We start from the raw sequence: 26,082 nt of genomic DNA on the forward strand, positions 1-26,082 counted from the left end.
CACCCATGGCACCACAACCTTCAGCCCCCATGCTACCCAGCTACACCAGCAGCACGGCCCAAAAGCCGCTGCTGGGCATGACGATTGGCGACAAGTTTGACCAGATTGTTGCCGAGTATCCGGATAACGATGCGCTGATCGTGCTCCATCAGGATATCCACTGGAGCTATCGTCAACTACAGGAAGAGGTCAACCGCTGCGCCCGCGCTCTGCTGGCGATTGGCGTTAAACCTGGCGACCGTGTTGCCATCTGGGCGCCCAACTGCAGCGAGTGGACGCTGACCCAGTTTGCCACCGCCAAGGTGGGCGCCATTCTGGTTAACATCAACCCGGCGTACCGTACCCACGAGCTTGAATATGCGCTTAACCAGTCCGGCGCCCGTTTTCTGGTCACCGCCGACAGTTTCAAATCATCCGATTACCGCGCCATGCTGATGGAGCTGGCACCGGAACTTGCCGCCAGCGCCGAGGGTAAGCTGAAATCCCAGAAGTTGCCGGAACTGGAGTGCGTGATCAACCTCAGTGCTGACAAGTACGACGGCATGTGGCGCTGGGCTGACTTTATGGAGCAGTCAACCAACGTCAGCCAGACCGATGTGAATGACCTGCAGGCCACCCTGCAATTCGATGACCCCATCAATATCCAGTACACCTCAGGCACCACCGGCTTTCCCAAAGGGGCGACCCTTTCTCACCACAACATTCTCAACAACGGCTTTTTCGTTGCTGAAAGCATGGGCTTCACCAGTGACGACCGTCTGGTGATTCCGGTACCGCTCTACCACTGCTTTGGCATGGTGATGGGCAACCTGGGCTGTATGACCCACGGCGCCGCCATGATTTACCCCGGTGAAGGGTTTGACCCGGAAGCGGTGCTCAAGGCGGTGCATTCACAGCGCGCCACGGCCCTTTATGGAGTGCCGACCATGTTTATTGCCGAGCTCGATCATCCTGATTTCGCGAGCTTTGATCTCTCGACCCTGCGCACCGGCATTATGGCAGGCTCCATCTGCCCTGCCGAAGTCATGCGCCAAGTGATCAACAAGATGAACATGAAAGGCGTGCAGATTGCCTACGGCATGACCGAAACCAGCCCGGTCTCTACCCAGACCGGCGCCGATGACAGCATTGAGAAGCGCGTTTCCACCGTTGGCCGTACCCAGCCGCACCTGGAAACCAAGATTGTCGACCCGGGTAACGGCGGCATTCTGCCACGCGGGGAGATCGGCGAGCTGTGTACCCGCGGTTACAGCGTCATGCTCAAGTACTGGAATAACGACAAGGCCACCCATGAGGCCATCGACGCAGCCGGCTGGATGCACACCGGCGACCTGGCCACCATGGATGAAGAAGGCTATGTGCAAATTGTCGGGCGCATCAAGGATATGGTGATTCGCGGCGGTGAGAACGTCTATCCCAAGGAAATCGAGGAATTCCTGTATACCCATCCGGCGATTTCCGAGGTGCAGGTCACTGGCGTGCCGGACAAGAAATACGGCGAGGAACTGATTGCCTGGGTCAAGCTCAACGGCAGCAACGACGACATCACCAGCGAAGATCTACGGGAGTTCTGCAAGGGCAAGATCACCCACTTCAAGATTCCGCGCTACTTCAAGTTCGTGGATGACTTCCCGATGACCGTGACCGGCAAGATCCAGAAGTTCAAGATGCGCGAAATCTCCATCCAGGAACTCGGCCTGGACGATGGCAAAAAGGACTAGCGCTGATGACGCTTGCCCAGCATTACCAGCAGCACCTCAGCGTTGATAGCGTGCTCGGCCAGGTGGCCGAGCACTACCCCGATGGGCCAACTTTTTTCCAGTTGGCCCCGCTGGATCAGCTGCATATCGGCGGCATCAAGGCCTCTGCCCGGCTGATGGGCCTGCTGGACTCGCAAACCCACCCCAGGGTGCTGGATATTGGTGCCGGTGCCGGTGGTCTGATGCGTCAGGCCGCTGAAGCAGGTTTCGAAATGCTCGGGCTGGATATTACCCATGGTTTTAACCATTTGAATCAGGGGCTTTCGCAGCTGGCCGGGCTTGAACATCGCGCTCACTGCATTACCGCGGATGCGCTAAACTTACCCCTGGCAGACGCCAGTATGGACGCCGTGCTGTTCCAGCACAGCTTTCTGAACATGCCGGATAGCGCTGCTGTGCTGAATGAATGCCGTCGGGTATTACGCCCTGATGGCAAGCTGGTGATGCATGAAGTCGTCCGCGGCCACCATGCAAACGCCATGCGCTACCCAGTACCCTGGGCAAGTGACGCCCAGCACTCTCACCTGGAAAGCGCCGACCAGATGCGCCAACAGCTGGAACAGGCCAGGTTTCATATCGAACATTTTATTGACTGGAGTGACGACGCCCTAGCCTGGCGCCAGCGCCAGCGGGCAAAGGAAACCCAGCAAAGCCGTCAAGCCGTATTATCCCCCCAGCTGGTCTTTGGTGAGCGCTTTTTAACCATGGGCAAGAATCTGGTCAGCAACCTGAGCGATGGCGCCATCAAGGTGGTTGAGGTACGTGCGACTATGTACTAACGGCTCAATCTATTAACGACTCAACGGGCCAGCAGCAACTTTACTTTTTATGCCGCCTGGGCTTTCCGCCTATGGATTTACCACGACCGCCAGCAGCCTTACCCGCTTTACCCGGCTGGCCTTTTGCAGCCGGTTTAGCCGCTTTGGGTTTGGGGAGGTGCTTACCCGCAGGGTTGCCTTTTGGCCCGCTGGATGACTTTCCTGAGGCCTTTTTACCTTTAGCGGCTTTTTTGCCAGGCCCTTTACCAGCACCGCCGTTGTAGTCGGGTCGGGCCGCGTTCGGTCGGGCCGCGTTCGGTCGAGCCTTGTTTGATCGCGCGGGTGATTGTTTATCAGGCGCCGCCTGAGACGTTTCAGTCAGCTGGATAATGGTATCAATTTCTTTGGGCGTCAGATCCCGCCAGTCGCCCAGGGCAATGCCCTTGAGGGAAACATTCATGATGCGGGTACGTACCAGCTGAGTCACTTCATAGCCGAAATACTCGCACATACGGCGAATCTGGCGGTTCAGGCCTTGCACCAGGGTAATGGTAAATACAAAGGTCGATTCCTTGCTGACCCGGCATTTTTTAGTCACCTGGCCAAGAATCGGTACGCCGTTCTGCATGCCTTCAATAAATTCATCGGTAATCGGCTTGTTGACCGTTACCGTATATTCTTTCTCATGATTATTATTGGCGCGCAGGATTTTATTGACCAGATCCCCGTTATTGGTCAGCAAGATCAGCCCCTGGGAATCCTTGTCCAGCCGCCCAATGGGAAAGATGCGCACGGCATGTTGCACGAAATCAACGATATTATCTTTTTCCGCCTTTTCAGTGGTGCTGACGATGCCGACCGGTTTATTCAGCGCAATCAGGATCAGGTCTTCTTCTTCCTGAGGCTCGATTTCCTGGCCGTTGACCTTAACCCTATCCCCGGCCGTTACCTGATCGCCCGTCGTTGCGCGGCGACCGTTGATCCAGACGTTGCCCTGTTCCACAAAGCGGTCGGCTTCGCGGCGTGAGCACAAACCACTTTCGCTGATGTATTTGTTAATACGCGTCGATTTTCGTAATGACATAAAACGCCTGACCACTGAAAAAACGTTAAAAAGAAGAACCCGGCTGATTGAGAAAGTCTACCTCAGCCTGGCTGGAGGCTCTGCCCAGCACGGCATTGCGGTGCGGATAGCGCCCGAAACGCTCAATAATCGCCTTATGGCGCTTTTCGGAGTCAAGGTTCCTTTCCAGCCCCGGCTGACCAAACAGCTGCACGGCATGACGATGAATCACTAATGACTCGCTGTGCATATAGGGCATATACAGAAAACTGCGCTCGACCACTGACAGCGACTGATCAGCACCCTTGGCGACCGCCTCCTGGGCCAGCACCAGAGCCTGCGCATCGCTGGCAAAGGCTCGGGCATCATGACGATAAATATTGCGCGAGAACTGATCCAGCACAATAATCTCGGCTAGGCGCCCACGGGGGGACACACGCCACTCAAAGCATTCACAGGTAACTGCCCGAGCGTGGAGACCCCCAAAGCGCTCGGCAATCTGTTGATCCAATTCCAGATCTTTCCTGAACCACTGTGCGGGCTTCAGCTCCTGAAACCAGAAGGCCAGCACCGCTTCCACGTCTGCTGTCATATAGGGCGCCTTTAATCAAGAACATAAACAGCCGCGCCACTACCCAAGAAGGTAGCGGCGCGGGATGAGCAGAAAAACACGATCAACCGGTATTACGCAGACCTGCCGCTATGCCGGCCATGGTGACCATCAGGGCACGGGAAAGGTCAGCGCTGATCGCACCATCGGCATCACGGTTACGCTGCAGAAGCTCTGCCTGCAAGCCGTGGAGTGGGTCGATGTAAGGATTACGCACATCAATCGCCTGACGAATCAACGGGGTATTCTCCAGCAGTTCCTCCTGCTGAAGGATATCCAGCACCACCTCTTCAAGGCGCTCAAAGCGATCACGCAGTTTCTGACCCAGCGCTTTCAGGGAAGGCTCGTCAACCAGGCGATATTCGTAATAGGCAGCAATCGCCACATCGGCCTTGGCCAGCAGCATTTCCAGCATATCCAGGTAGGTGCCAAAGAAAGGCCACTGGGTACGCATTTCCCGCAGCACCTCACGCCCACCCGGCTCTTCAAGACGGCGTGAAAAGGCTTCTCCACTACCTAACCAAGCAGGCAGCATCAAGCGGATCTGGGTCCAGGCAAAAATCCACGGAATCGCCCGCAGGGTTTCCACTCCGCCGTCCTGACGGCGCTTGGTCGGGCGTGACCCCAGTGGCAACCGGCCAAGCACGCCTTCCGGCGTGACCGCACGGAAATAAGGCACAAAGTCCGGGTCTTCACGCACCACGCCGACATAGGCGGCATGGGCTACTTCAGCCAGGCGATTCATTTCTTCCCGCCAGTGGGGTTCAGGCTCCGGCGGCGGCAATAATGTCGCCTCAAGCACCGCGCAGGCATAAATTTCCATGGAGCGCAGGGCGATATCCGGTTGGCCAAACTTGAAGCGGATCATTTCGCCCTGCTCGGTCACCCTGAGGCTGCCGTTCACCGAACCGGGAGGCTGGGAAAGAATCGCCGCATGAGCCGGGCCGCCGCCCCGTCCAACCGTGCCACCCCGGCCGTGGAACAGGGTCAGGTCGACGCCGTGTTTTTCACATACATTGACCAGCGATTCCTGAGCGCGGTACTGCGCCCAGGCAGCCGCCAGCTGGCCGGCATCCTTGGCGGAGTCTGAATAGCCGATCATGACTTCCTGGCGCTCATCGGTCAGCGCCCGGTAACCGGGCAGTGCCAGCAGCTGATCAATCACATCTGCGGCGTGATCCAGGTCATTCAAGGTTTCAAACAGCGGCGCAATCGGCAGCTTGACCTGGCCCCCCACTTCCTTCATCAGCAATGCCACCGCCAGCACGTCCGATGGCTGAGCTGCCATGGAAATGATATAGGTACCCAAGGCTTCCTGATGCTCCTGGGCAATCACTCTGAAAGTGTCCAGCACTTCCCGGGTTTCCGCCGAGCATTCCCAGCGGCGCGGAATCAGCGGCCGCTGAGAGGCCAGCTCGGCCAGTAGAAACTCCTGGCGCTGGGTCTCGTTCCAGTCGCCATAGTGGCCAAGCCCCAGGGTCGCGGTCAGCTCTTCCATAACCTGAGCATGGCGGCTGCCTTCCTGACGCAGGTCGAGCTTGGTCAGGGTCACGCCGAACACTGCCACCCGGCGTAGCGTATCCAGCAAGGCACCGTTGGCAATCGTATCCAGCCCGACATCGCACAGCGAGCGGTAGCAGGTTAAAAGAGGCGCATACAGCTGGTCGCGGGTTTCAATGATCGGCCCAGGGTCGATCCGCTCGCCATCCAACTGTGCCTTGGCCCAGTCCCGGGTAGCTTCAACCCGCACCAGCAGACGCTTGAGTAGTTCACGGTAAGGTTCGGCCACCTCGCCAACGTCTGCTCTCAGGGCGCTGTTGGCCTTCCACATCGAAAGTTCGGTTTTCAACTGCTCCAGGTCGCGCAGATAAAGGTCGGCGGCCATCCAGCGGCCAAGCAGCAGCACTTCCCGGGTCACCTTGGCGGTAACGTTGGGGTTGCCGTCACGGTCACCGCCCATCCAGGAGGCGTAGCGGATCGGGGCGGCATCCAGCGGCAGGCGCTCCCCGGCCGTTTCCAGCAGCAGGTTATCCAGGTCGCGGTGAAAATCCGGTACCGCCTGCCACAGCGAGTTTTCAATCACCGCAAAACCCCACTTGGCTTCATCAACAGGAGTAGGCCTTTCATGGCGAATTTCATCGGTATGCCAGGCCTGGCTGATCAACTCCTCCAAGCGCCCCTGGGCACGGGTACCGCGTTCCGGATAATCGTCGCTGCCTTCTATGGCAGTCAGGCAGTCGTCAATGGCATCGTATTTCTGGATCAGAGTGCGGCGGATAACCTCGGTCGGGTGGGCGGTCAGCACCAGCTCAACGCGCATATTGGCCAGGGTCTCCACCAGGGTGCGCGGCGAGTTGCCGGCTTTTTCCGCCCGCGCCAGCAACTCACCCAGCACCGGCTGGCTACCGGGCTTGTAGTCTTCCACGCGACGAAAGCGCGCCCGGTAGTGCTGCTCGGCAATATTGGCCAGGTTCAGAAACTGGTTGAAGGCACGGGTGACCGGCAGCAGATCCTGCTCGGGCAGCTTGCGCAGGTAGTCAATCAGTTCTCGCTGATGCAGGCTATCCCCCTGGCGCCCCTGCTTGGCATGGGCGCGTATGGCTTCAATCTTGTTGACGAACGACTGGCCCAGATCGTCTGCAATGGTGCGGCCTAGACTATCACCGAGAATGCGGACGTTATCGCGCAGCGACTCATGTAGGTCATGGCTCATGGCGTGGCCTCCTGGCGGGATCGCATGGGTCGTTAGGTTTCTTGAAAATCATTGTCAAACGCCTGTTTCTTGCACGCTGCCTTTTCCTGTGCCTTGGCAGCCTGCCAATGGGTCTCCATTTCATCCAGTGACGCCTCGGCCAGTGGCTGTCCGGCGGCGGCCAGCGCCTCCTCGACATAACGAAAGCGGCGTTCAAATTTGCCGTTGGTGGCGCGCAGGCACTGCTCCGGGTCAGCCTTTAGCGTACGCGCCAGGTTGGTGACGGCAAACAGCAGATCCCCGACCTCTTCACGAACATGCGCATCATCACCGGCCTCAAGCGCTTCCTCCACTTCGGCCAGTTCCTCACGTATCTTGGCTAGCACACCTCGGCTGTCGGGCCAGTCAAACCCGACCCGGGCAGCCCGTTTGGTCAGTTTGCTGGCTCGGCTCAGCGCCGGCAGTGTTCTCGGCACGTCATCAAGCACCGACGGCGGCTGCTCGGCCCTGTCGGCTCTTTCCTCGGCCTTGAGCGCTTCCCAGCGTGAATTGACCTGTCGGGCCTGAACGTCTTCAGCACTCACACCCGGTGGGCGGCGCGATGCCAGGGTACCGTCAGGAAATACGTGTGGGTGACGACGCAGCATCTTGGCGGTCAGGGTATCCACCACCGTATGGAAATCGAAACGCTGCTCCTCAGCCCCGAACTGGGCGTAATAGACCACCTGAAACAGCAGGTCTCCCAGTTCACCGGGTAGCTCATCGAAGGCACGCCGTTCGATCGCATCAGCGACTTCATAGGCTTCTTCCAGGGTGTGGGGAATGATGCTGTCCCAATCCTGCTTGATATCCCAGGGGCAGCCTTGCTCGGCGTCCCGCAGCACTGCCATCAGTGTCAACAGGTCTTCCAGTTGATAGCGCATTCAGACACCTCCCAGGCGGGAAGACTTGCTAGGGTTGGCATCGCGCAAGCGGCGCACTTCGGTGACATTTGGCAGCTGCTGAATACGCGAGAACAAGCGGCCCAGAGCTTCAAGCCCTTCCACCTCGAGGGTGATACGCAGCCGGGCAATACCTTCGTCGGTATCGGTCAGGGTATTCACCGCCAGTACGTTGACCTTTTCATTGCCCAGAAGGCCAGTCACATCGCGCAGCAACCCGGAGCGATCCCAGGCCTGGATTTCAATGGTGACCGGATAGCGGGTCTGCGCCTGCTCACCCCATTCCACTTCAATGATGCGCTGGGGTTCGTCGACTCGTAACTGCAGAATGTTCGGGCAGTCCTGACGGTGCACGGTGACCCCACGCCCCTGGGTGATAAAGCCGACGATCGGCTCATTGGGCACCGGGCTACAGCAATTGGCCATGCTGGTCTTGAGATTACCCACCCCCAGCACGGTGATATCGCTCTTATTGGCCTTGCTCGGCTGGCGGCGGGGCTTGGCCAACAGGCGGTCAAGCTGTTCCTGGTCGTCGTGTTCACCAAACAGCTGCTGGGCCTGGTGAAGTACTTGGCCAATCCGCAGGTCACCGGCGCCAAGGGCGGCGTACATATCCTCTGCTGATACGTAGTTGACCGCTTTTGCCAGCTGCTTGAGGTCAAGGCCTTCCACATCCAGGCGGCGCATTTCACGCTCGAACAGGGCGCGGCCTTCTTCCACGTTCTGGTCACGGGCCTGATACTTGAACCAGGCCTGGATCTTGGCTCGTGCCCGGGAAGTGCGCACATAGCCGAGGCTGGGGTTCAACCAGTCGCGGCTTGGCCCGCCCTTGCTGGCGGTCAGAATCTCGACCTGCTGACCGGTCTTGAGCTTGTAGGTCAGCGGGACAATTCGCCCGTTGACCTTGGCGCCCCGGCAGCGGTGGCCAATCTCGGTATGCACCCGATAGGCAAAGTCGATAGGCGTGGCGATACGCGGCAGGTCAATGACGTGGCCATCCGGGGTGAAGACGTAGATACGATCAGGGGCAACATCGCTGTTGAGCCCCTCGCGCAGGTCGCTGAAGTCGCCCACCTCGTCCTGCCACTCCAGCACCTGACGCAGCCAGGCGATTTTCTCTTCATAGCTGCGACTTTTGGCGTTGGTATCGTGGCCCTTATAGCGCCAATGGGCGCAGACCCCCAGTTCGGCTTCATCATGCATGGCAAAAGTGCGGATCTGGATTTCCAGCACCTTGCTCTCCGGGCCGAATACCGCCGTATGCAGCGACTGGTAGCCGTTCTTCTTGGGGTTGGCAATATAATCGTCAAACTCGTTGGGCACGTGGTGCCAGCGCGAATGCACAATCCCCAACACGGTGTAGCAGTCGGTCACTTCAGGCACCAGGATGCGCACCGCACGAATATCATGAACCTGGGAAAAGTCGATCTTCTTACGCTGCATCTTGCGCCAGATCGAATAGATATGCTTGGCACGGCCGCTGACATCGTAGTGATGGATATGCTGGGCTTCCATCAGCTGCTTGAGAGTATCCATCACCTCGTTGATGTAGCGGTCACGATCAAGGCGCTTTTCAGCCAGCAGCTTGGCAATCGCCTTGTAATCGTCTTCATGCAGGTAGCGAAACGCCAGATCTTCCAGTTCCCACTTGATCTGTCCGATACCCAGGCGATGCGCCAAAGGGGCATAAATGTCCGATACCTCTCGGGCAACCTGCAGGCTTTTTTCCAGCGGCGCGTCCTTGACCTGGCGCAGCGCGCAGGTGCGTTCGGCAATTTTGATCAGCGCCACACGCACATCGTCCACCATGTTGACCAACATCTTGCGCAGGTTTTCCTGCTGATTGTGTTGATTCATGGTGTGATACGGTGTGTACGGCTGACTGATGGCCGCCATCTGCAACACACCATCAATCAGACCGGCTACTTCTGCCCCGAAGCGCTTTTCAACGGCCTCCAGGGTAATCAGTGCCTCACGTACTGAACGATACAGAACGGCGGCTTCCAGCGCCGTCTGATCAAGCTTGAGTTCCCCCAGGATATCGGCCATCTCCAGCCCCATCCGGAAACTCGACCCCGGCCCTGAACGCACTCTATGGGTGTCAGGTGCCTCGCTTTCCAGCCTCTGGGCCCACTCGCAGGCCTGCGCTAACCGGTCAGGGTCACGCAACCGTACATCCTCTTGCAGACGTGCCAGCCATTGCTGAATATCTACGTTTCCGCTCGAGGTGAGCGGCTGGTCTTCACGCACTTTGACCATCTTGTTTACTCACCTTTATCCAGGCCACCGTCAATGACGGTGCGTCTTGAATTGGAGCTGACTGAACGATCTAGGCCTCCAGCAGCATCACGGTTTCCATGTGGGCCGTGTGTACAAACATATCGGCCACCGCGACCTGTTTGATGCGATAACCGCCATGCACAAGGTGTGCCGTATCTCGCGCCAGGGTCGCCGGATCGCAAGAAATATACGCCACCCTTGGCCGCTGCTCGCCCCGCGCTGCCAACTTACCGAGCGCCTGACAGACCGTTTCAGCGCCATTGCGCGGCGGGTCGAGAATCACTGCATCCGGGCGCAGCGTTTCAAGCAATTCAGCAACACTGCCCGCGTCGTTCAGATCCGCCTGCTGGCCGCTGACCGGCAACTGATGGTGACGGGCATTCGCTGCAATGCGTGCCACCATGGCAGAGTTACCTTCTACGGCGTGCACCCTGGCACCCGACATGGCAACCGGCAAACTAAAGTTACCGATACCGGCAAACAAGTCCAGTATTTGTTCACTTTCAACCGGCGCCAGCCATTCGATTACCTGTGCCACCATGAGCTGGTTGACGTCTGCATTGACCTGAATAAAATCGCCCGCCGCAAACGACAACGCCAAAGCCCCCGTTGTCGGCAAGGTCAGGAGGTCTACCAGCGTCGGCTCTGCACCATGCCAGTGCATTTTTACGCCCTGAGTAGCGCTTTTTTCCCGCCCGACGAGCATGCCCAGCGCCAGTTGATGCTCTTCAGCAAAGGCCTGCCAACGCTGCTCATCGGCTGGCCGTGCGTTCAACTGGCGGACTACCACCATGCATTGCGCTGGCGTTGCCAGCAGTTCAATGTGGCCCACGTCTCTGGGGGCGTCCAGGCTGTTCAACAGCGTTCGTAACGGCGCTAGCAGTGCCTGCAATGCGGGCACCAGAACATGACAGTTGTGTATATCCACCAGACGATGGCTACGCTGGGCACGGAACCCCATCAGCACATGGCCGTCGCGATCCACGTTGACGCCCAGCCGGGCGCGCCGACGGTAGGCCGTTTGGTCAGTGGCCAGGCAGCCTATTTCGCCCGTCCATTCAAGCCCCTGGCGCGCCAACAGCTCAGCCACTACATGACGTTTGTGCTCGCGCTGGGCGGCAAGCGCCATATGCTGTAAATCACAGCCGCCACACTGCCCAAAATGGGCACAGGGCGGTGTCACCCGCTGCGGTGATGACGAATGCAATTCGCGCACATGGGCTTCGTCAAAACGTTTACGGGTGCAATGTACCGCGACGTCGACGCTTTCTCCCGGCAGAGCCTGATCCACAAACACGGCCTTGCCTGAAGGCCAGTGCGCTACGCCTCGGCCATCATGGGCGAGGCGTTCGATAATCAGACGGCTGTCATCGCTTTCAACCTTGGCGGTGTGGGATTTTTCCTGGCGCGCCAGCCCCGACTTTCCCGATGCAGGCCTGGCGGGACGACGTTTACCGAGCATTGCCATTATAGCTCCGGCGCAAAGAGGCCAGTGGAAAGATAGCGGTCACCACGATCACAGACAATAAAGGCGATCACCGCGTTTTCACTCTGCTCGGCGATGCGCAGAGCACCTGCCAGGCCGCCACCAGCAGACACACCGGCGAGAATGCCTTCTTCCCTGGCCAGGCGGCGCATGTGTTCTTCCGCTTCCTGCTGGCCGATATCCAGAGTGATATCCACCCGTGGCGGTTCAAAAATACTCGGTAGATAGGCTTCTGGCCAGCGGCGGATACCCGGAATACTGGCCCCGTCCGCTGGTTGCAAACCGACAATCTGGATATCGGGGTTTTGCTCCTTGAGAAAGCGCGATACCCCCATGATGGTGCCGGTGGTGCCCATGGAGCTGACAAAATGCGTCACTTCGCCCCCCGTCTGGCGCCATATTTCCGGGCCTGTAGTGCGATAATGAGCCAGAGGGTTATCCGGGTTCGCGAACTGATCCAGGCGCTTACCCTCGCCGCGGGAAATCATCGCATTAGCGATATCACGAGCTTCTTCCATTCCGCCTGACTGGGAGGCCGAAATCAGTTTGGCACCATAGGCGGCCATAGCCTGCTTACGCTCGGCAGAGGCATTTTCCGGCATCACCAGCACCATCTTGTAGCCTTTGAGGGCGGCTGCCATGGCCAGAGCGATTCCCGTATTGCCTGAGGTTGCCTCGATCAAGGTATCACCGGGCTGAATTTCTCCACGGGCTTCTGCTTCAACCAGCATGGACAGCGCCGGACGATCCTTGACAGAGCCTGCCGGGTTGTTGCCCTCAAGCTTGCCAAGTAGCGTATTGTTACGCCCCGCCGTGATACGCTTGAGGCGAACCAGTGGCGTATTGCCGACCACATCTTCTAGCGTGGGATAATCCATCATGCATTCCTTATCTTGACCGTTATGCGGCATTATATCGGTGCGAGCCTGGGCTGGACAGGTAACCACACTGAATTACTGAGCGCTTTTCATGTCTTTGAGCACCCGCCTTCTTGTTACATTAATGGGTATTCCATTAGTCGTTTACGCCGCTATGGCGTTGCTGTTTGTGGTTCACAATGATGACAAATCCTACCGCCTGCTGAACGAGCGCCTGTCAAACAGCAGTGAAGTAGCCGCTCCTTTGCTTTCCCAGGCGCTGGCTGATAGCGATGCGGCCACCCTTGACCAGGTGGCACGGCGTTTTTTCGAGCAGTTGGGTCTACGCTCGATGACCCTGTATGACGATCAGGGTAACCATCTGATTTCCCTGGGCCGCTCACCTTTATCAACCTCTCTTGACGCGCCTGAAGAGGATTTCCAGCTGGATGATCAGGCACCTATCTGGCAACTGACCAGAGCTTTGCCCGCTCTGCAGGCAGACGACACATCTCCTGGCTGGATCAGCGCAGAAATGGATTCCCGCATTCTGCGCCTTGAACAGTATCGCTGGATTGCGATCTTCAGCCTGGGCGGCATGGTGCTGGGGCTTGCCCTGTTTCTGATTGCCTTCATCGTGAGCCGCTTTGCCACCCATCCGCTGGAAGAAGCCAACCAGGCACTCTACCGGCTTTCCCGGGGAGATTACCGTTTTGCGCTGACTCCGCCAGCCACTGCCGAACACCGTAAGCTGGCTGACAATATCAACACTCTGGCTGACAACATGCAAAGGGCCCAGCAGGATATGCAGGCCCAGATTGAGCAGGCGACCAGTGAGCTGCAGGAATCGATGGAAACCATCGAAGAACAGAATATCAAACTTGATCTGGCCCATCGCAGTGCTCTGCGCGCCAATGCGGTGAAATCCGAATTTCTGGCCAACATGAGCCATGAAATCCGCACACCCTTAAACGGCATTATCGGCTTTTGCCGTTTGCTAGGGCGCTCAAGGCTGGAAGAGCGCCAACAGGAATGGCTCCAGCATGTGCATCGCGCCTGTGACAACCTCTTGATGCTGGTTAATGACGTCCTCGATTTTTCCAAGCTTGAAGCCAATCGGCTAACGCTTGAAAAAACCAATATTGACATGGTGAAGCTGGTTGAGGAAGTGATCGGCCTGCACGCACCGGAGGCACAGCGCAAACAGCTGCAGATTCTTGGCATGGTGTATGACGATGTACCTACACATCTTCAGGGCGATCCGCTGCGCATCCGTCAGGTGCTCAGCAATCTGGTCAGCAATGCCGTCAAGTTTACCCACCAGGGTGATGTGATTGTGCGGGTTATGCTGGATGATTCAGTGGATGCGTTACAGGATACCCACCGCGCCGTGCTGCGCATCAGCGTTACCGACACCGGTATCGGTTTGAGTGAAGAACAGCAGCAACAGCTGTTCAGAGCGTTTACCCAGGCCGAACCCAGCCACAGCCGTGAGTTTGGCGGTAGCGGCCTGGGGTTGAATATTTGCCGCCAGCTGATTCAGCGCATGGGCGGCGATATCGAGGTGGAAAGCGCCCAGGGGCAAGGCGCCACTTTCTCGTTCACGCTGTCCATGCTGGCTAACAATGCCGAACCCCGCCCCCATGAACTCACTCTGGCAAACCCTGCCATATGCCTGCATGAAAGCCATACACCGACGCGCTTCATGCTGGAACACCTGATTCAGCGCTGGGGCGGTCAGGTCATGCCCATTACTGCTCTGGATCAATGCTGGCTACTGGTGGTGGGCGTCAGCCTTGAAGACTGCCGCTCGCCCTATCATGCTAAGCTGCAAACCATTATTCAATCAGCTCCCTGCCCTACATTAATACTGGCCAACAGCCAGGATATTGATGCCAGTACCTTTCATATGCCCCAGGGCGGTCAGCTGTTATGCAAACCGGTTGGCCGCGATGCCCTGGCAGATGCCATTCAACAACAGCTGTTCAACCAGGCCCCGATGACATTGCCGCCCAGTATCGAGAATAACGCTGCCCCTCAACAGCGCAGCGTGCTGGTCGTCGACGACAATACTTCTAATCGTGAATTACTTCACGCCATGCTCAAGCATGAAGTGATACGGGTGGAAACTGCTGATAGCGGGTCACTTGCTCTGGCAATGGCCAGAGAAGCCAACCCACCTTTTGATCTGATTCTGATGGATATTCGTATGCCGCACATGAACGGCGTTCAGACCCTGCAGGCCATTCGCCGCCTGGGCGGGCCATGGGTCTCCTGTCCGGTGGTTGCCGTCACCGCTCATGCGTTGCATCAGGAGCGCCAACAGTGGCTGGATGCTGGCATGGAGGATGTGTTGATCAAGCCAGTGAATGAGCACCAGCTCGGCCAGCTGGTTCAGCGCTTTCTGGGTATTAACCTTTACCCTGCTGCCGCTGCATCACCAGAGACCTTACCTCGCCAGCGCAATACCCTGCCAATTGTAGATCTGGAACTGGGTGCTCAATTGATCAAGGGTAACGAAGAAACAGCACGGCAACAGCTGCTGGCGCTGATGGATACTCTGGACGATGCCCAAAGCAGCATTATTCAAGCAGTGGATGATCAGGATGAACAGGCGCTGCTCGATGCCGTCCACCACCTCAACGGCAGTAGCCGCTATTGCGGTGCCCCTGAGCTGGCGCTACTGGTTGAAACCCTGGAAACGCGGATTCGCACCGGCGGAATGCAGGATGCCAAGACGTTGCTGAACGACCTTTACACGTCGATTAAACGCCTGGTTGACGAGCGTAAGCGTCTGGAAAGGAAAGCAGAATAGAGGCAAAGTCGTCAGCCAAGGCCATTTGGCGAACCATAAGATTTTCGTTGCTTCATCGGGTTCCGCAAATCAGCAAGCTGTTTTTAAGGTGACCTTTCAGCGCCTCTATCCGCAAGGCTTCACAGAAAGCACTAGCCTCTGCATTGCTTACGTCTAGCGTATGTTTACTGACGGCTTTGTCATCACCTTTTCTGAGTGCTTCACGATTTGCGGCGTGACTGATTTCTGCCTGCTCCTGAGCTTTTTCGTAGTTATCCTGAGCTTGCCATATAGCATCATTAAGTCGTTCTTCTTGGACGGTCATTAGCGATCCCCCCATATCATAAGCGCCACGAGTCAGGTGAACTCAACAATAGACATTAATACAGAAAAGAAAGCTTTTTTCTGTTCGATAACGTACAGAACGTCAATAATCTGGTTGCGATATGATGCCAGGATACTTATCTTACAAGTGGATCAAGAGATGCTTAATGGACGTGGTTAATGCCTGCTGTTCAGACTTTGTGAGAAAATCAACAAACCGGCAACGCGGTTCGCGATGAAACGTCAAAAGACCCTAGCAGGACGGAGCCCATTTCTGAAAACAGATCAGCTTTAGCATGTGGTTCATCACTCTCACGCAGATGCATGGGAGTACATGGCTTAAAGATTACGAAAAATAAAGCATGGCCACTTAAGACCCGTTAACCCTCAAGAATAACAAACGCCAGCGCGTAGTCGGCTTCATCACTCAAGCTGACATGCATGGCGCTTACCTCGAGTTTTTGGGCATATACCTTGGCAAGGCCATCGAGCTGCAGGTAGGGTTTGCCAAGGTAATCGTTGAGCACCTGGATATCCCCCCATTGAATACCGTGACGCAGCCCCGAACCAAGCGCTTTGACAAACGCCTCCTTGGCGGCAAAGCGCTTGGCAAGATAACCGGCTGGTTGAGCATGGCTGGCCAGCACCTGCTGCTCCTCCGGGCCAAGTATACGCTGGGCAAAGCGCTCGCCGTGGCGTGCCATGGCCTGCTCAAAGCGCCCCACCCGGGCAATATCAGAACCTATGCCAACAATCATTAATGCCCACAGCAGCTCTGGTGATCGTCATGGTCGTGGTCGTGCGCGTCCAGCGCCGCCATCAGGCCTGCTTCCTGGCCGGCAATCATCAGCCGTTTCATCTCGACCACGGCTTCCTTGAGGCCCACAAACATTGCCCGGGCAATAATGGCATGGCCGATATTGAGCTCATTGATACCCGGAATGGCAGCAATGATTTCACAATTATGATAGTTCAGCCCGTGCCCGGCATTAACGACCAGACCGACCTCGTTAGCCATGTGGGCCGCCCGGGTCAGGCGTTGGTACTCGGCCTCGGCGGCCTGGCTGCCAATCGGTGCCTCGGCAAAGGCGCCGGTGTGCAGCTCAATGGTCGGCGCGCCCGCACGAACCGCCGCATCGATCTGGTCCTGCTCAGGGTCAATGAACAAGGATACGTCACAGCCTATCGCCGCCAGACGCTGGCAGGCAGCTTCAATGGCCGTAAATCCACCCACCACATCAAGGCCACCTTCGGTGGTCAACTCCTCGCGCTTTTCGGGCACCAGACAGACGTGGGCGGGGCGAACCTCTTCCGCCAGCGCCAGCATTTCTTCAGTGACCGCCATTTCCAGGTTCATACGGGTGTTAAGCACTTCGGCCAGCAGGCGCACGTCGCGGGGCTGGATATGGCGCCGGTCTTCGCGCAGATGAACGGTGATGCCGTCCGCTCCGGCCTCTTCAGCCAGCAAAGCTGCCTGAACCGGGTCCGGATAACGGGTGCCACGGGCTTGGCGCAGGGTGGCAATATGGTCGATGTTCACGCCGAGTAAAATACGGGGGGGATGCATAACGCCTCCAGCTGGGAAAACTTGATAGCTTGGTAATAAAACGTGATGACAGGATCTTGATAATAAGCGATCAGTGAGTCGACCCCACTCCATCATGGTTGGGTCGGCGCCGCTGGGCAAGGTCCAGCATCAGACGGCGGGAACGCAGCTCCTGCGTGCCCAGCAAGGGCGCAAGCGCTGCGCGCATGATCATTTTCAGCGCCTGTGCCAGCGCTGGCTGCTGCCAGTCACCCTGTTCAATGTGTCGCAGCGTGCGCCCTTCCAGGCCGCGCTCAGCAGGCGAAAACCCACGGCTTGCCGCATCAAACCGATAACGCTGGTGAGTATCCAGCACTTCTCCCTGAGGGGTAGTAAAGCGCGGTGTGGCATCCAGAGCTTCCAGCAGCGCCCATTCATAGCGGCGCAGTGCCAGGCCGCGCTCAGCGGGTAACGGCAGTGCCTCGAGCAGAGCCGTATAAAACGCAAAAACATCATTGCTGGGCATTTCAAGCGGCAACAGCCGGGTGGCAATTTCATTGGCGTAAAGCCCACACAGCAAGCCTTCTCCCACCAGCAGTGCTGTATGCCCACGGGATTCCATCACCACCAGGGTTTTCAGCTCGCGCTCGCCCCGCCAGGTAACAAACAGCGGCGTAAACGGCTGTAAGCGCTGACGGGCCTTGGCACTGGGGCGCTGTACGCCCCGTGCAACGGCCCGTATCCGGCCATGGTTGAGGGTGAGCAGATCCACCAGCGCACTGGTCTCGCGATAAGGGCGCCGGTGCAGCAAAAACGCCGGTTCGGGAGTCATGGGGCTATTAATCGAGATCGTAACCGAGGCTTTTCAGGGCGCGTTCATCGTCAGACCAGCCGCGTTTTACCTTGACCCATAAATTCAGCATGACCTTGGTATCCAGCACCCGCTCAATATCCAGACGCGCCTCACGGCCAATATTCTTGATCCGATCGCCGTTGTCGCCAATCAGAATCACCTTCTGGCCCTGGCGTTCCACCAGAATCAGGGCACTGATATGCGTCACCCGCTCGGTTTCGCGGAACTCTTCAATCTCGACCGTTACCTGATAGGGCAACTCATCGCCTAGCTGACGCATGATCTTTTCGCGTACCAGCTCGGCGGCCATAAAGCGCATGCTTTTATCAGTGATCTGATCTTCCGGGAAGAAATGCACGCTTTCCGGCAGATGCTTGGCCACCTCTGCTTCCAGGGTATCTACCTGAGTGCCATGCTTGGCCGAAATCGGAATGATGGCCGCAAAGTCACGCCGTGCGCCAACGTCTGAAAGCCAGGGCAGCAGTGACGCCTTATCCTGCAAGCGGTCGACCTTGTTGACCGCCAGGACGATAGGCGCTTCAACGTGTTCCAGGCGTTTGAGCACGGCCTGATCTTCATCACTCCAGCGGGTCCGGTCAATAATGAATACTACGCAATCCACATCGCGCAGGGCCTGGGTCGCCGCCTGGTTCATGAAATGGTTGATCGCCTTGTTGCGATCCTTGGACATGATATGCATGCCCGGCGTATCCACGTAGACAAACTGGGTGTCACCGTCGGTCTTGATCCCCATGACCTGGTGCCGCGTTGTCTGCGGGCGCCGTGAGGTAATCGATACCTTCTGGCCAAGGATACGGTTCATCAACGTTGATTTACCCACGTTGGGGCGCCCAACGATGGCCACAAATCCACAGGTCTGGCTCATTGGGTGTCTTCTCCAGACGGTTCCAGGAAACTTAGGGCTTCGGCAGCGGCTTGCTGTTCCGCGTGTCGGCGGCTGGGCCCTTTGCCGACGGTATGTTGTTCAAGAAGGTCGATGTGGCACTCCACGGTAAATGTCTGGGCATGAGCTTCGCCCTTAACAGAAACTACCTCGTAACGCGGCAGGGCCGCCTGACGAGACTGCAGGAATTCCTGCAAACGGGTTTTCGGGTCTTTCTGGGTGTCCTGCAAGGAAATGTTATCCATTCGCTGGCTGTACCAGGCCATTACGCGTTCGCGCACGGCATCCATGCCGGCATCCAGATAAATGGCACCAATCACGGCTTCCACGGCATCAGCGAGAATCGATTCACGGCGATGCCCGCCGCTTTTCATCTCACCCGACCCCAGTCGCAAGCACTCTCCAAACGCCATCTCGCGCGCCAGTTCGGCCAACGTCTGGCCTTTGACCAGACGTGCCCTCAAGCGTGAAAGCTGACCTTCACGCGCCTGGGGAAAGCGTTCAAACAGCGCTTCGGCGATCACAAAATTGACAATCGAGTCACCCAGAAACTCCAGGCGCTCATTATTGCGACCACCATAGCTGCGGTGTGTCATTGCCAGCTCCAACAGGCTACTGTCGTTAAACTCATGGCCTATTCGCCGACAAAAAGCGGTCAAGGAATTACTCACGGGACTCCTACGTCATTGACGGTTACCAAAGGGGGCACATCCAACATCCGTTTATTCAATGCGGCGCACCTCGCTGAAACTGGGAAGACCACCATCCCATTGCATCCATACGGCAAAGGCACGGCCAACAATATTCTCTTCCGGCACAAAGCCCCAGTAGCGGCTGTCGTTGGAATGGTCACGATTATCACCCATAGTGAAATAATGGCCTTCCGGAACTTCAACTTCACGCAGCTGCGGGCCAGGGTCACGAGGATTGTTGTATATCCGGTAACGCGCCTGGTCAAGCTCCTCTTCCAGCAGCAACTGCTGAGGCGAGGCATCCGGCCCCTCTTCCAGCAATTGCTTGGCTATTCTTTCACCATTGACATACAACTGCTTGCCTTCATAGCGAATGGTATCCCCAGGGAGGCCCACCACCCGCTTGATGAAATTGACCGAGGGCTCATTAGGGAAGCGAAACACCATGACATCGCCGCGTTCCGGGCTGTCCACTTCCAGAATCCGGGTATGGCTAACCGGTAAGCGCAACCCGTAGGCATACTTGTTCACCAGGATAAAGTCACCCACTTCCAGCGTCGGGCGCATGGACCCGGACGGGATCTGAAACGGCTCGACGATAAAGCTGCGCACCACCAGCACCACAAACAGCACAGGAAAGAAGGAACGTGCATAATCGACCAGCCAGGGCTCTTTTAGCAGGGCGTCGCGGCTGGCATCGTCCAGCCCCTCTTTACTGGCGGCTTTTGCTGCCTCTGCGCGTTTACGGCGCTGGGGTCGAAAAACCAGGATGTCCAGCAGATAGATAGCGCCAGACAGCAGCACCGCGATAACCAGCAATAATGAAAAATCCATGGGGCTTTGTGATCCCTAATCGTTGACCTTGAGCACGGCCAGGAAAGCGTCTTGAGGGATTTCCACACGCCCTACCTGTTTCATGCGTTTTTTACCGGCTTTCTGCTTTTCCAGTAGTTTTTTCTTGCGCGACACATCCCCACCGTAGCATTTGGCCGTAACATTCTTGCGCAATGCCTTGACCGTTGAGCGTGCCACGACCTGCCCGCCAATCGCGGACTGAATCGCTACATCAAACATCTGACGGGGGATCAGTTCTTTCATCTTCTCGACCAGAATGCGGCCGCGAGACTGGGCGTGATCACGGTGGATAATCACCGCCAGCGCATCTACCTTATCCCCGTTGATCAAGACATCCAGGCGTACCAGTTTGGCGGCTTCGAAACGCTCGAAATTGTATTCAAGCGAAGCATAGCCTTTGGAAATGGATTTGAGTCGATCAAAGAAATCCATGACCACTTCTGACATAGGCAGTTCATAGGTCAGCTGGATCTGGTTACCCAGAAACTGCATGTCCAGCTGGGTACCACGGCGCTGCTCGCATTCGGCGATCACATTGCCCACGTAATCCTGTGGCACCAGAATGCTGGCGCGCACGATCGGCTCACGCATTTCATCCACATCGGCAAGATCAGGTAGCTTTGACGGGTTGGAAACATACTGGATATCACCATTTTTCAACGCCAGCTCATAGACCACCGTCGGCGCTGTGGTGAGCAGATCAAGATCATACTCACGCTCCACCCGCTCCTGAACGATTTCCATATGCAGGGTGCCGAGAAAACCAACGCGGAAACCAAATCCCAGCGCATCCGAGTTTTCCGGTTCGTATTCCAGCGATGCATCGTTGAGCGAGAGCTTTTCCAGCGCATCGCGGAAATCTTCGTAATCATCGGCACTGACCGGAAACATGCCCGCATAGACCTGCGGTTTGACTTTCAGGAAACCTGGCAGACGTTCAACATCTGGTGTCTTGGCGTGAGTAATGGTGTCGCCCACTGGCGCACCATGGATATCCTTGATACCCGCGACCAGAAAACCGACCTCGCCTGCACGCAGAATATCCGTCTGCTTACGCAGCGGAGTAAAGATACCCACTTCTGTCGCGCCCCAGTCGCGCCCAGTTGACTTGATGCGGATCTTGTCGCCTTTGCGTAAAGTGCCATCAAACACCCGAACCAGTGACACAACACCCAGGTAATTATCAAACCAGGAATCGATAATCAGCGCTTGCAGGGGTGCCTCACGGTTGCCTTTGGGCGGCGGTATATCGCGCACCAGGCGCTCAAGTAGCTCATCAATACCAATGCCGCTTTTGGCGGAAACCTGACAGGCATCAGTGGCGTCAATACCAATGATTTCCTCGATTTCCTGGGCAACGCGATCCGGGTCTGCCTGGGGCAAATCAATCTTGTTCAGAACCGGCAATACCTCAAGCCCCTGCTCAACGGCGGTATAGCAGTTGGCCACGGACTGGGCTTCAACACCCTGGGCCGCATCCACCACCAGTAAGGCGCCTTCGCAGGCATACAGGGAGCGGGATACTTCATAGGAAAAGTCCACATGCCCGGGGGTATCAATGAAGTTGAGCTGGTAGATCTCGCCGTCGGCTGCGTGATAATCAAGGGTGACTGACTGCGCCTTGATGGTAATGCCTCGCTCACGCTCGATATCCATCGAATCAAGCACTTGCTCTTTCAGCTCGCGTTCACTCAAGCCGCCGCAGGTCTGGATCAAGCGGTCTGACAGGGTAGATTTGCCGTGATCAATATGAGCGATAATGGAGAAGTTGCGTATCTTACTGAGATCTTTAGAATTTTCTGTCATCATTTGCCGATAAATTCCGGTCTGTGTACGCAGCCATGCACAACGCTATGAGCATGCCATTGGGCGCTAGAAAATAAAATTGGGGTGCATTGTACACCGGCGAGACGGGGCTGTCGTCATATCGCCGCTTCTATTGATGCAAGACAGCCCGGCATAAGCCGGGCTGTGACATCAAGGTTAATCAAAAATTATCTCTGGCGTTATTCCATACGCAACGCCACGAACAGTGAACGGCCATCGCGGAAGAGACGCAGCGGAATCGCCCGGTCGTTAGGCAGCTCTTCGACGATATCCCTAAGCTCTGAGGCCGAGGTCACATTGCGATAGTCGATACTGACCAGAATATCACCCGCACGAATACCTGACTGAGCTGCAATGCTTTGCGGCTCAACCGCAGTGACTTCAACGCCCCCTGGGATATTCAGACGCTCGCGGGTTTCCGCATCCACTTCACTGACACTGACACTGACACCCAGGCGCACCTTGTTATCACGCTCGGCCAAACCGCTTTCATTCTCGCTGTTAGGCCAGCTTCCCAGAGCAACTTCCTGAGTGATCTCGCGGCCATCGCGCAGCAGCAAGAGCGTGACATCATCTCCCGGAGACACTCGGCCGATCAAACGTGGCAGCACGCTGGAACGCTCGACCTCTTCACCGTTCACCTCAAGAATCACATCACCTGCCCGCAGACCACCTTCAGCGGCCGGACCTTCAGGGTCGAGATCAGCTATCAGCGCACCGGTGGCGTCATCCATGCCGAAGGATTCCGCCAGATCACGAGAAACCGGCTGGATCATCACCCCCAGCCAACCGCGATTCACGCGGCCATCTTCACGCAGCTGGTCGGCCACATCCATGGCAACATTAATCGGTATGGCAAACGAAACGCCCATGAAGCCGCCACTACGGGTAAATATCTGGGAGTTGATACCGACAACTTCACCTTCCAAGTTAAACAGCGGCCCACCTGAGTTACCCGGATTAATAGCAACATCCGTCTGGATAAAGGGAACGTACACATCACGTGGCAGTGTGCGGTTGATAGCGCTGACAATACCGGCGGTCACAGAATAGTCAAAACCGAACGGCGAACCGATGGCAGCGACCCATTCACCCACCTTGAGATCATCGGAATCCCCCAGCTCAAGCGTAGGCAACTCATCGGCATCCACTTTCAATAAAGCCACATCGGTTTGGGGGTCGCTACCAATGAGCTCGGCTGGCAACTCTCGGCGATCGTTAAGGCGAACAAGAATTTCATCTGCTTCTTCAACCACATGGGCATTGGTAAGGACGTAGCCGTCGTCACTGATGACAAAACCTGACCCTAGCGACTGACGCTCCTGACGCCGCCCAGGCGCACCGTCACCCGGCGGCATGGGAATGCGGTCGCCGAAAAAGTGACGGAAAATTTCCGGAATGTCTTCATTGCTAAAACCATGAAACGAGGGAGAGCTACGACTTGGTAACATTCGAGTAGTGGAAATATTGACGACGCCTGGGGCAGCATCTTCAACAAGTACGGTAAAGTCGGGTAAGGAGTTGGCCTGAGCGGCAACGCTAAAGGTCATCATTACCGTCAAGCTCCACCCGAGCACAGCAGGGACAATCAAACGCTTCATGAACAGCTCCTGTATTTTTGTTAACAAGGCTTTTGCTAACGCCATATTGCAACATCAAGGAATAGCGGAATTCAGGCAAGTGATACAGCGTGCTTTAGATCGCCGCACGATATTTAAAGCCGAACGCACACCCTTTCATTGACCAAATGTAGAGGCAAGCGTTCAGTAACATTTAGCAATAAGTATTTGGGGGCAAGCAAAGTGATATCAAGGAAGAGCTTTCAGCATACTGCCTGGTGTTGGCAACTAGCCTACTCAGCCACGGCAACATGCAGCCCTTTGGGTGCATGTTGCCGTGGCTGAACGGTGGGATTCAGGCGAAGTAAGGCGAGTCATCAACAGGGCACGGGGCGAATTGCTCAGTATTCTGCATGGAGCAGCTATTCAGAGGCGGCTGAAGACGCAGACGCTGACCAGGAATCAGCATCATACTGGCCATGTTCTTCAAAATAGGATTTCAACAGGCGCAACTGTTCGCTGTCCATTGCGAAAGACTGAATATTCATATTTGACGACGGCTGAGCGCTGGGCATTGCCAGGTTGCCTTCACTCACCGTCATTAAACCATTGCCTGCTGTGCCATCGCCGGATAACCGGAACGGCATCTGTTCAAACATAGGCACGTCAGTAGGCGTATCGCTAAGCATGGGGTTGGACGTCGAGAATGACGAAAGATTAACCGGCTGCACCTGCTGGACAGGTTGCGTCGCGTTATTGGCAACATTATTGCTGGGCTGCTCAATCGGGTCAGTACCACTGTTGAAATACTGAACGCCGGTAATCACCATGAGCGATACCGCCGCTGCAATACCGGCGCCACGCGCAAAGGACATTGAGGATACTTTCTGGCGAGGTGTCGTTTCAGCAGGCGCCGCCACCTGTTCAGGTGATTCTTCCTGAATGCGTGCCATGATGCCAGCGGAGAGATCCATGCTGACATCGATCTCTCTATCACGCTGCATCAGGCTGCGGGCCAGATGATAGCGCCGCCAGGTATCTGCTGCATCACTGTCATCGTCAAGCCCCTTAAGTACGCGGCGCAATTCCAGCTCATCACTTTCGCCGTCCATTAAAGCTGACAGTGACTCGTGTGTGTTCTGACTCATACTTCACATCCTCACAATAATCCGGGGCGCACAATTGAAGCTTCCCCGCGCCAAGACCCTATCGTCTTTCTCGCCTTACACAGTGAAGGTCACCTTCTATGGATGACCCTATTCACTGACTCGCCTCTTTGAGACGCCAGATTTTCTTAACAGTTCAATACACACTGGCTGAGCTATCAAAAAAGACCTGTCAAAAAAGACATATCAAAAAACCGCCGTGATACGGTCACGCTTCATCGCGGCTGTTGCGCGCCGTACTCACCAGGGGGCGAATATGCTCATCCACCGCTTCACGGGCACGGAAAATGCGCGAGCGCACGGTTCCCACCGGGCATTGCATCACCTGAGCAATATCTTCATAGGCCAGGCCATCAAGCTCACGCAGGGTAATGGCGGTGCGTAAATCATCCGGCAGGTTTTCAATCGCCTCATAGACAGCGGCTTCCAGTTGATCACGGGCAATGGATGCCTCCGGTGACTCGCTATCTGAAAGGCGTCCGCTCTGATCAACGATTTCCGCATCGCTGATATCCACATCGTTGCCTGGCGGCCGACGACTGCGAGACACCAGATGGTTTTTTGCGGTGTTGATGGCGATACGATACATCCAAGTGTAGAAAGCACTCTCCGAGCGAAAATTTCCCAACGCCCGATAGGCCTTGATAAACGCTTCCTGGGCCACATCCTGAACTTCGGAATGGTCGTGTACGTAGCGGCTGATCAGGCCGATGATCTTGTGCTGATATTTTCTGACCAGCAGATCAAACGCCCGGTTATCACCTTTCTGCGCCCGCTCGACCAATTGCTGGTCTGTTTCACGAGTGCCCATGCAAACACTCCTTCAACCTGCATGGAGTGGCGGTACTGTCCAGATACGGTCCCTGATCAAAATGGGCATTCTCGGCAAACGGCATAGCGTCCCTTGAGCATATGGTTAAACTGTTCATTTCCAGAGCGTCATCAAGCAAAGGCTTGACAACGACAACCCGGAACAACGACGAGCGGAAAGAGATCGTCATTTTTTCGTTTGCTATGACAGTCATCTGACCACTTTCGTTTGGCAATTTATAAAGTGAATAGTGTTACGCGTTCTGGCCTTGGCATCAAGCAGTTGATCCGGTGATCTGTCACAGGATCATGGGCGATTGCACAGC

The 26,082-nt window shown here is 56.4% G+C and carries 21 protein-coding genes; 3 read left to right on the forward strand and 18 right to left on the reverse strand.

Translation table 11 applies throughout. From position 1 onward, the window contains the following. The first annotated feature begins 5 nt into the window (after positions 1-5). Both OR573_09670 and OR573_09675 read left to right on the forward strand, forming a co-directional pair. Positions 6-1,721, forward strand: coding sequence for an AMP-binding protein (locus tag OR573_09670; protein ID XGA78787.1), 1,716 nt, complete (start codon positions 6-8; stop codon positions 1,719-1,721). Between the two features lie 5 nt (positions 1,722-1,726). Next, the gene (locus tag OR573_09675) at positions 1,727-2,539 is read left to right on the forward strand and encodes a class I SAM-dependent methyltransferase (protein ID XGA78788.1); all 813 of its coding nucleotides are present in this window, start codon (positions 1,727-1,729) and stop codon (positions 2,537-2,539) included. A 40-nt stretch (positions 2,540-2,579) separates the two neighbouring features. Here the strand turns inward: OR573_09675 and rluF are convergent, their stop codons facing one another. The 7 genes from rluF to cysM all read right to left on the reverse strand — a co-directional run bounded on the left by rluF (position 2,580) and on the right by cysM (position 12,468). Next, positions 2,580-3,602: a 23S rRNA pseudouridine(2604) synthase RluF gene (gene rluF, locus OR573_09680; protein XGA78789.1), complete on the reverse strand. Its 1,023-nt coding sequence runs from the start codon at positions 3,600-3,602 to the stop codon at positions 2,580-2,582. Between the two features lie 25 nt (positions 3,603-3,627). Then, complete coding sequence (locus OR573_09685; GenBank protein XGA78790.1) at positions 3,628-4,173, reverse strand: DUF924 domain-containing protein; 546 nt, start codon at positions 4,171-4,173, stop codon at positions 3,628-3,630. 82 nt (positions 4,174-4,255) lie between these two features. After that, positions 4,256-6,904 carry a phosphoenolpyruvate carboxylase gene (ppc, locus tag OR573_09690; protein ID XGA78791.1) on the reverse strand — a complete coding sequence of 883 codons (2,649 nt, stop codon included), beginning with the start codon at positions 6,902-6,904 and terminating at the stop codon, positions 4,256-4,258. 32 nt (positions 6,905-6,936) lie between these two features. Then, complete coding sequence (mazG, locus tag OR573_09695; GenBank protein ID XGA78792.1) at positions 6,937-7,806, reverse strand: nucleoside triphosphate pyrophosphohydrolase; 870 nt, start codon at positions 7,804-7,806, stop codon at positions 6,937-6,939. After that, on the reverse strand, positions 7,807-10,083 hold the full coding sequence (gene relA / locus OR573_09700) for a GTP diphosphokinase (GenBank protein XGA78793.1): 2,277 nt from the start codon (positions 10,081-10,083) through the stop codon (positions 7,807-7,809). 70 nt (positions 10,084-10,153) lie between these two features. Next, the gene (gene rlmD / locus OR573_09705; GenBank protein ID XGA78794.1) at positions 10,154-11,572 is read right to left on the reverse strand and encodes a 23S rRNA (uracil(1939)-C(5))-methyltransferase RlmD; all 1,419 of its coding nucleotides are present in this window, start codon (positions 11,570-11,572) and stop codon (positions 10,154-10,156) included. Beyond that, positions 11,572-12,468, reverse strand: a complete 897-nt coding sequence (gene cysM / locus OR573_09710) for a cysteine synthase CysM (protein ID XGA81714.1) — start codon at positions 12,466-12,468, stop codon at positions 11,572-11,574. The genes rlmD and cysM overlap by 1 nt, the downstream gene beginning before the upstream one ends. 91 nt (positions 12,469-12,559) lie before the next feature. On the opposite strand from cysM, the gene OR573_09715 reads away from it, so the two are divergent. Further along, complete coding sequence (locus tag OR573_09715) at positions 12,560-15,262, forward strand: ATP-binding protein (GenBank protein ID XGA78795.1); 2,703 nt, start codon at positions 12,560-12,562, stop codon at positions 15,260-15,262. A gap of 52 nt (positions 15,263-15,314) precedes the next feature. Here the strand turns inward: OR573_09715 and OR573_09720 are convergent, their stop codons facing one another. From OR573_09720 to rpoE, 11 genes are all read right to left on the reverse strand, one after another. After that, positions 15,315-15,566 carry a hypothetical protein gene (locus tag OR573_09720; GenBank protein XGA78796.1) on the reverse strand — a complete coding sequence of 84 codons (252 nt, stop codon included), beginning with the start codon at positions 15,564-15,566 and terminating at the stop codon, positions 15,315-15,317. A 379-nt stretch (positions 15,567-15,945) separates the two neighbouring features. Continuing rightward, the gene (gene acpS / locus OR573_09725) at positions 15,946-16,323 is read right to left on the reverse strand and encodes a holo-ACP synthase (protein ID XGA78797.1); all 378 of its coding nucleotides are present in this window, start codon (positions 16,321-16,323) and stop codon (positions 15,946-15,948) included. Continuing rightward, a complete protein-coding gene (pdxJ, locus tag OR573_09730) occupies positions 16,323-17,132 on the reverse strand; it encodes a pyridoxine 5'-phosphate synthase (protein XGA78798.1) in 810 nt (269 codons plus the stop codon). The genes acpS and pdxJ overlap by 1 nt, the downstream gene beginning before the upstream one ends. A gap of 70 nt (positions 17,133-17,202) precedes the next feature. Continuing rightward, positions 17,203-17,922, reverse strand: a complete 720-nt coding sequence (recO, locus tag OR573_09735; GenBank protein ID XGA78799.1) for a DNA repair protein RecO — start codon at positions 17,920-17,922, stop codon at positions 17,203-17,205. Positions 17,923-17,929: 7 nt separating this feature from the next. Further along, positions 17,930-18,829: a GTPase Era gene (gene era, locus OR573_09740; protein XGA78800.1), complete on the reverse strand. Its 900-nt coding sequence runs from the start codon at positions 18,827-18,829 to the stop codon at positions 17,930-17,932. Then, entirely contained in the window at positions 18,826-19,518 is a 693-nt protein-coding gene (rnc, locus tag OR573_09745) for a ribonuclease III (protein XGA78801.1), read from the reverse strand. Before rnc ends, era begins: the two co-directional genes overlap by 4 nt. 51 nt (positions 19,519-19,569) lie before the next feature. Then, entirely contained in the window at positions 19,570-20,373 is an 804-nt protein-coding gene (lepB, locus tag OR573_09750; GenBank protein ID XGA78802.1) for a signal peptidase I, read from the reverse strand. Positions 20,374-20,388: 15 nt separating this feature from the next. After that, complete coding sequence (gene lepA, locus OR573_09755; GenBank protein XGA78803.1) at positions 20,389-22,203, reverse strand: translation elongation factor 4; 1,815 nt, start codon at positions 22,201-22,203, stop codon at positions 20,389-20,391. Positions 22,204-22,400: 197 nt separating this feature from the next. Continuing rightward, positions 22,401-23,822, reverse strand: coding sequence for a DegQ family serine endoprotease (locus tag OR573_09760; GenBank protein ID XGA78804.1), 1,422 nt, complete (start codon positions 23,820-23,822; stop codon positions 22,401-22,403). Positions 23,823-24,202: 380 nt separating this feature from the next. Then, positions 24,203-24,928, reverse strand: coding sequence for a sigma-E factor negative regulatory protein (locus OR573_09765; GenBank protein ID XGA78805.1), 726 nt, complete (start codon positions 24,926-24,928; stop codon positions 24,203-24,205). Between the two features lie 226 nt (positions 24,929-25,154). Then, a complete protein-coding gene (gene rpoE / locus OR573_09770; GenBank protein XGA78806.1) occupies positions 25,155-25,757 on the reverse strand; it encodes an RNA polymerase sigma factor RpoE in 603 nt (200 codons plus the stop codon). Positions 25,758-26,082 lie beyond the last annotated feature (325 nt).

It is taken from the genome of Halomonas sp. CH40, from assembly GCA_041875495.1.
Classification (GTDB): Bacteria; Pseudomonadota; Gammaproteobacteria; order Pseudomonadales; family Halomonadaceae; genus Vreelandella.

What these genes read in the sequence shown, in the direction of transcription:
- OR573_09670 (XGA78787.1), top strand. Translation starts at nt 6, where the DNA reads ATGGCACCACAACCTTCAGCCCCCATGCTACCCAGCTACACCAGCAGC.
- OR573_09675 (XGA78788.1), top strand. Translation starts at nt 1,727, where the DNA reads ATGACGCTTGCCCAGCATTACCAGCAGCACCTCAGCGTTGATAGCGTG.
- rluF (XGA78789.1), bottom strand. Translation starts at nt 3,602, where the DNA reads ATGTCATTACGAAAATCGACGCGTATTAACAAATACATCAGCGAAAGT.
- OR573_09685 (XGA78790.1), bottom strand. Translation starts at nt 4,173, where the DNA reads ATGACAGCAGACGTGGAAGCGGTGCTGGCCTTCTGGTTTCAGGAGCTG.
- ppc (XGA78791.1), bottom strand. Translation starts at nt 6,904, where the DNA reads ATGAGCCATGACCTACATGAGTCGCTGCGCGATAACGTCCGCATTCTC.
- mazG (XGA78792.1), bottom strand. Translation starts at nt 7,806, where the DNA reads ATGCGCTATCAACTGGAAGACCTGTTGACACTGATGGCAGTGCTGCGG.
- relA (XGA78793.1), bottom strand. Translation starts at nt 10,083, where the DNA reads ATGGTCAAAGTGCGTGAAGACCAGCCGCTCACCTCGAGCGGAAACGTA.
- rlmD (XGA78794.1), bottom strand. Translation starts at nt 11,572, where the DNA reads ATGGCAATGCTCGGTAAACGTCGTCCCGCCAGGCCTGCATCGGGAAAG.
- cysM (XGA81714.1), bottom strand. Translation starts at nt 12,468, where the DNA reads ATGGATTATCCCACGCTAGAAGATGTGGTCGGCAATACGCCACTGGTT.
- OR573_09715 (XGA78795.1), top strand. Translation starts at nt 12,560, where the DNA reads ATGTCTTTGAGCACCCGCCTTCTTGTTACATTAATGGGTATTCCATTA.
- OR573_09720 (XGA78796.1), bottom strand. Translation starts at nt 15,566, where the DNA reads ATGACCGTCCAAGAAGAACGACTTAATGATGCTATATGGCAAGCTCAG.
- acpS (XGA78797.1), bottom strand. Translation starts at nt 16,323, where the DNA reads ATGATTGTTGGCATAGGTTCTGATATTGCCCGGGTGGGGCGCTTTGAG.
- pdxJ (XGA78798.1), bottom strand. Translation starts at nt 17,132, where the DNA reads ATGCATCCCCCCCGTATTTTACTCGGCGTGAACATCGACCATATTGCC.
- recO (XGA78799.1), bottom strand. Translation starts at nt 17,922, where the DNA reads ATGACTCCCGAACCGGCGTTTTTGCTGCACCGGCGCCCTTATCGCGAG.
- era (XGA78800.1), bottom strand. Translation starts at nt 18,829, where the DNA reads ATGAGCCAGACCTGTGGATTTGTGGCCATCGTTGGGCGCCCCAACGTG.
- lepB (XGA78802.1), bottom strand. Translation starts at nt 20,373, where the DNA reads ATGGATTTTTCATTATTGCTGGTTATCGCGGTGCTGCTGTCTGGCGCT.
- lepA (XGA78803.1), bottom strand. Translation starts at nt 22,203, where the DNA reads ATGATGACAGAAAATTCTAAAGATCTCAGTAAGATACGCAACTTCTCC.
- OR573_09760 (XGA78804.1), bottom strand. Translation starts at nt 23,822, where the DNA reads ATGAAGCGTTTGATTGTCCCTGCTGTGCTCGGGTGGAGCTTGACGGTA.
- OR573_09765 (XGA78805.1), bottom strand. Translation starts at nt 24,928, where the DNA reads ATGAGTCAGAACACACACGAGTCACTGTCAGCTTTAATGGACGGCGAA.
- rpoE (XGA78806.1), bottom strand. Translation starts at nt 25,757, where the DNA reads ATGGGCACTCGTGAAACAGACCAGCAATTGGTCGAGCGGGCGCAGAAA.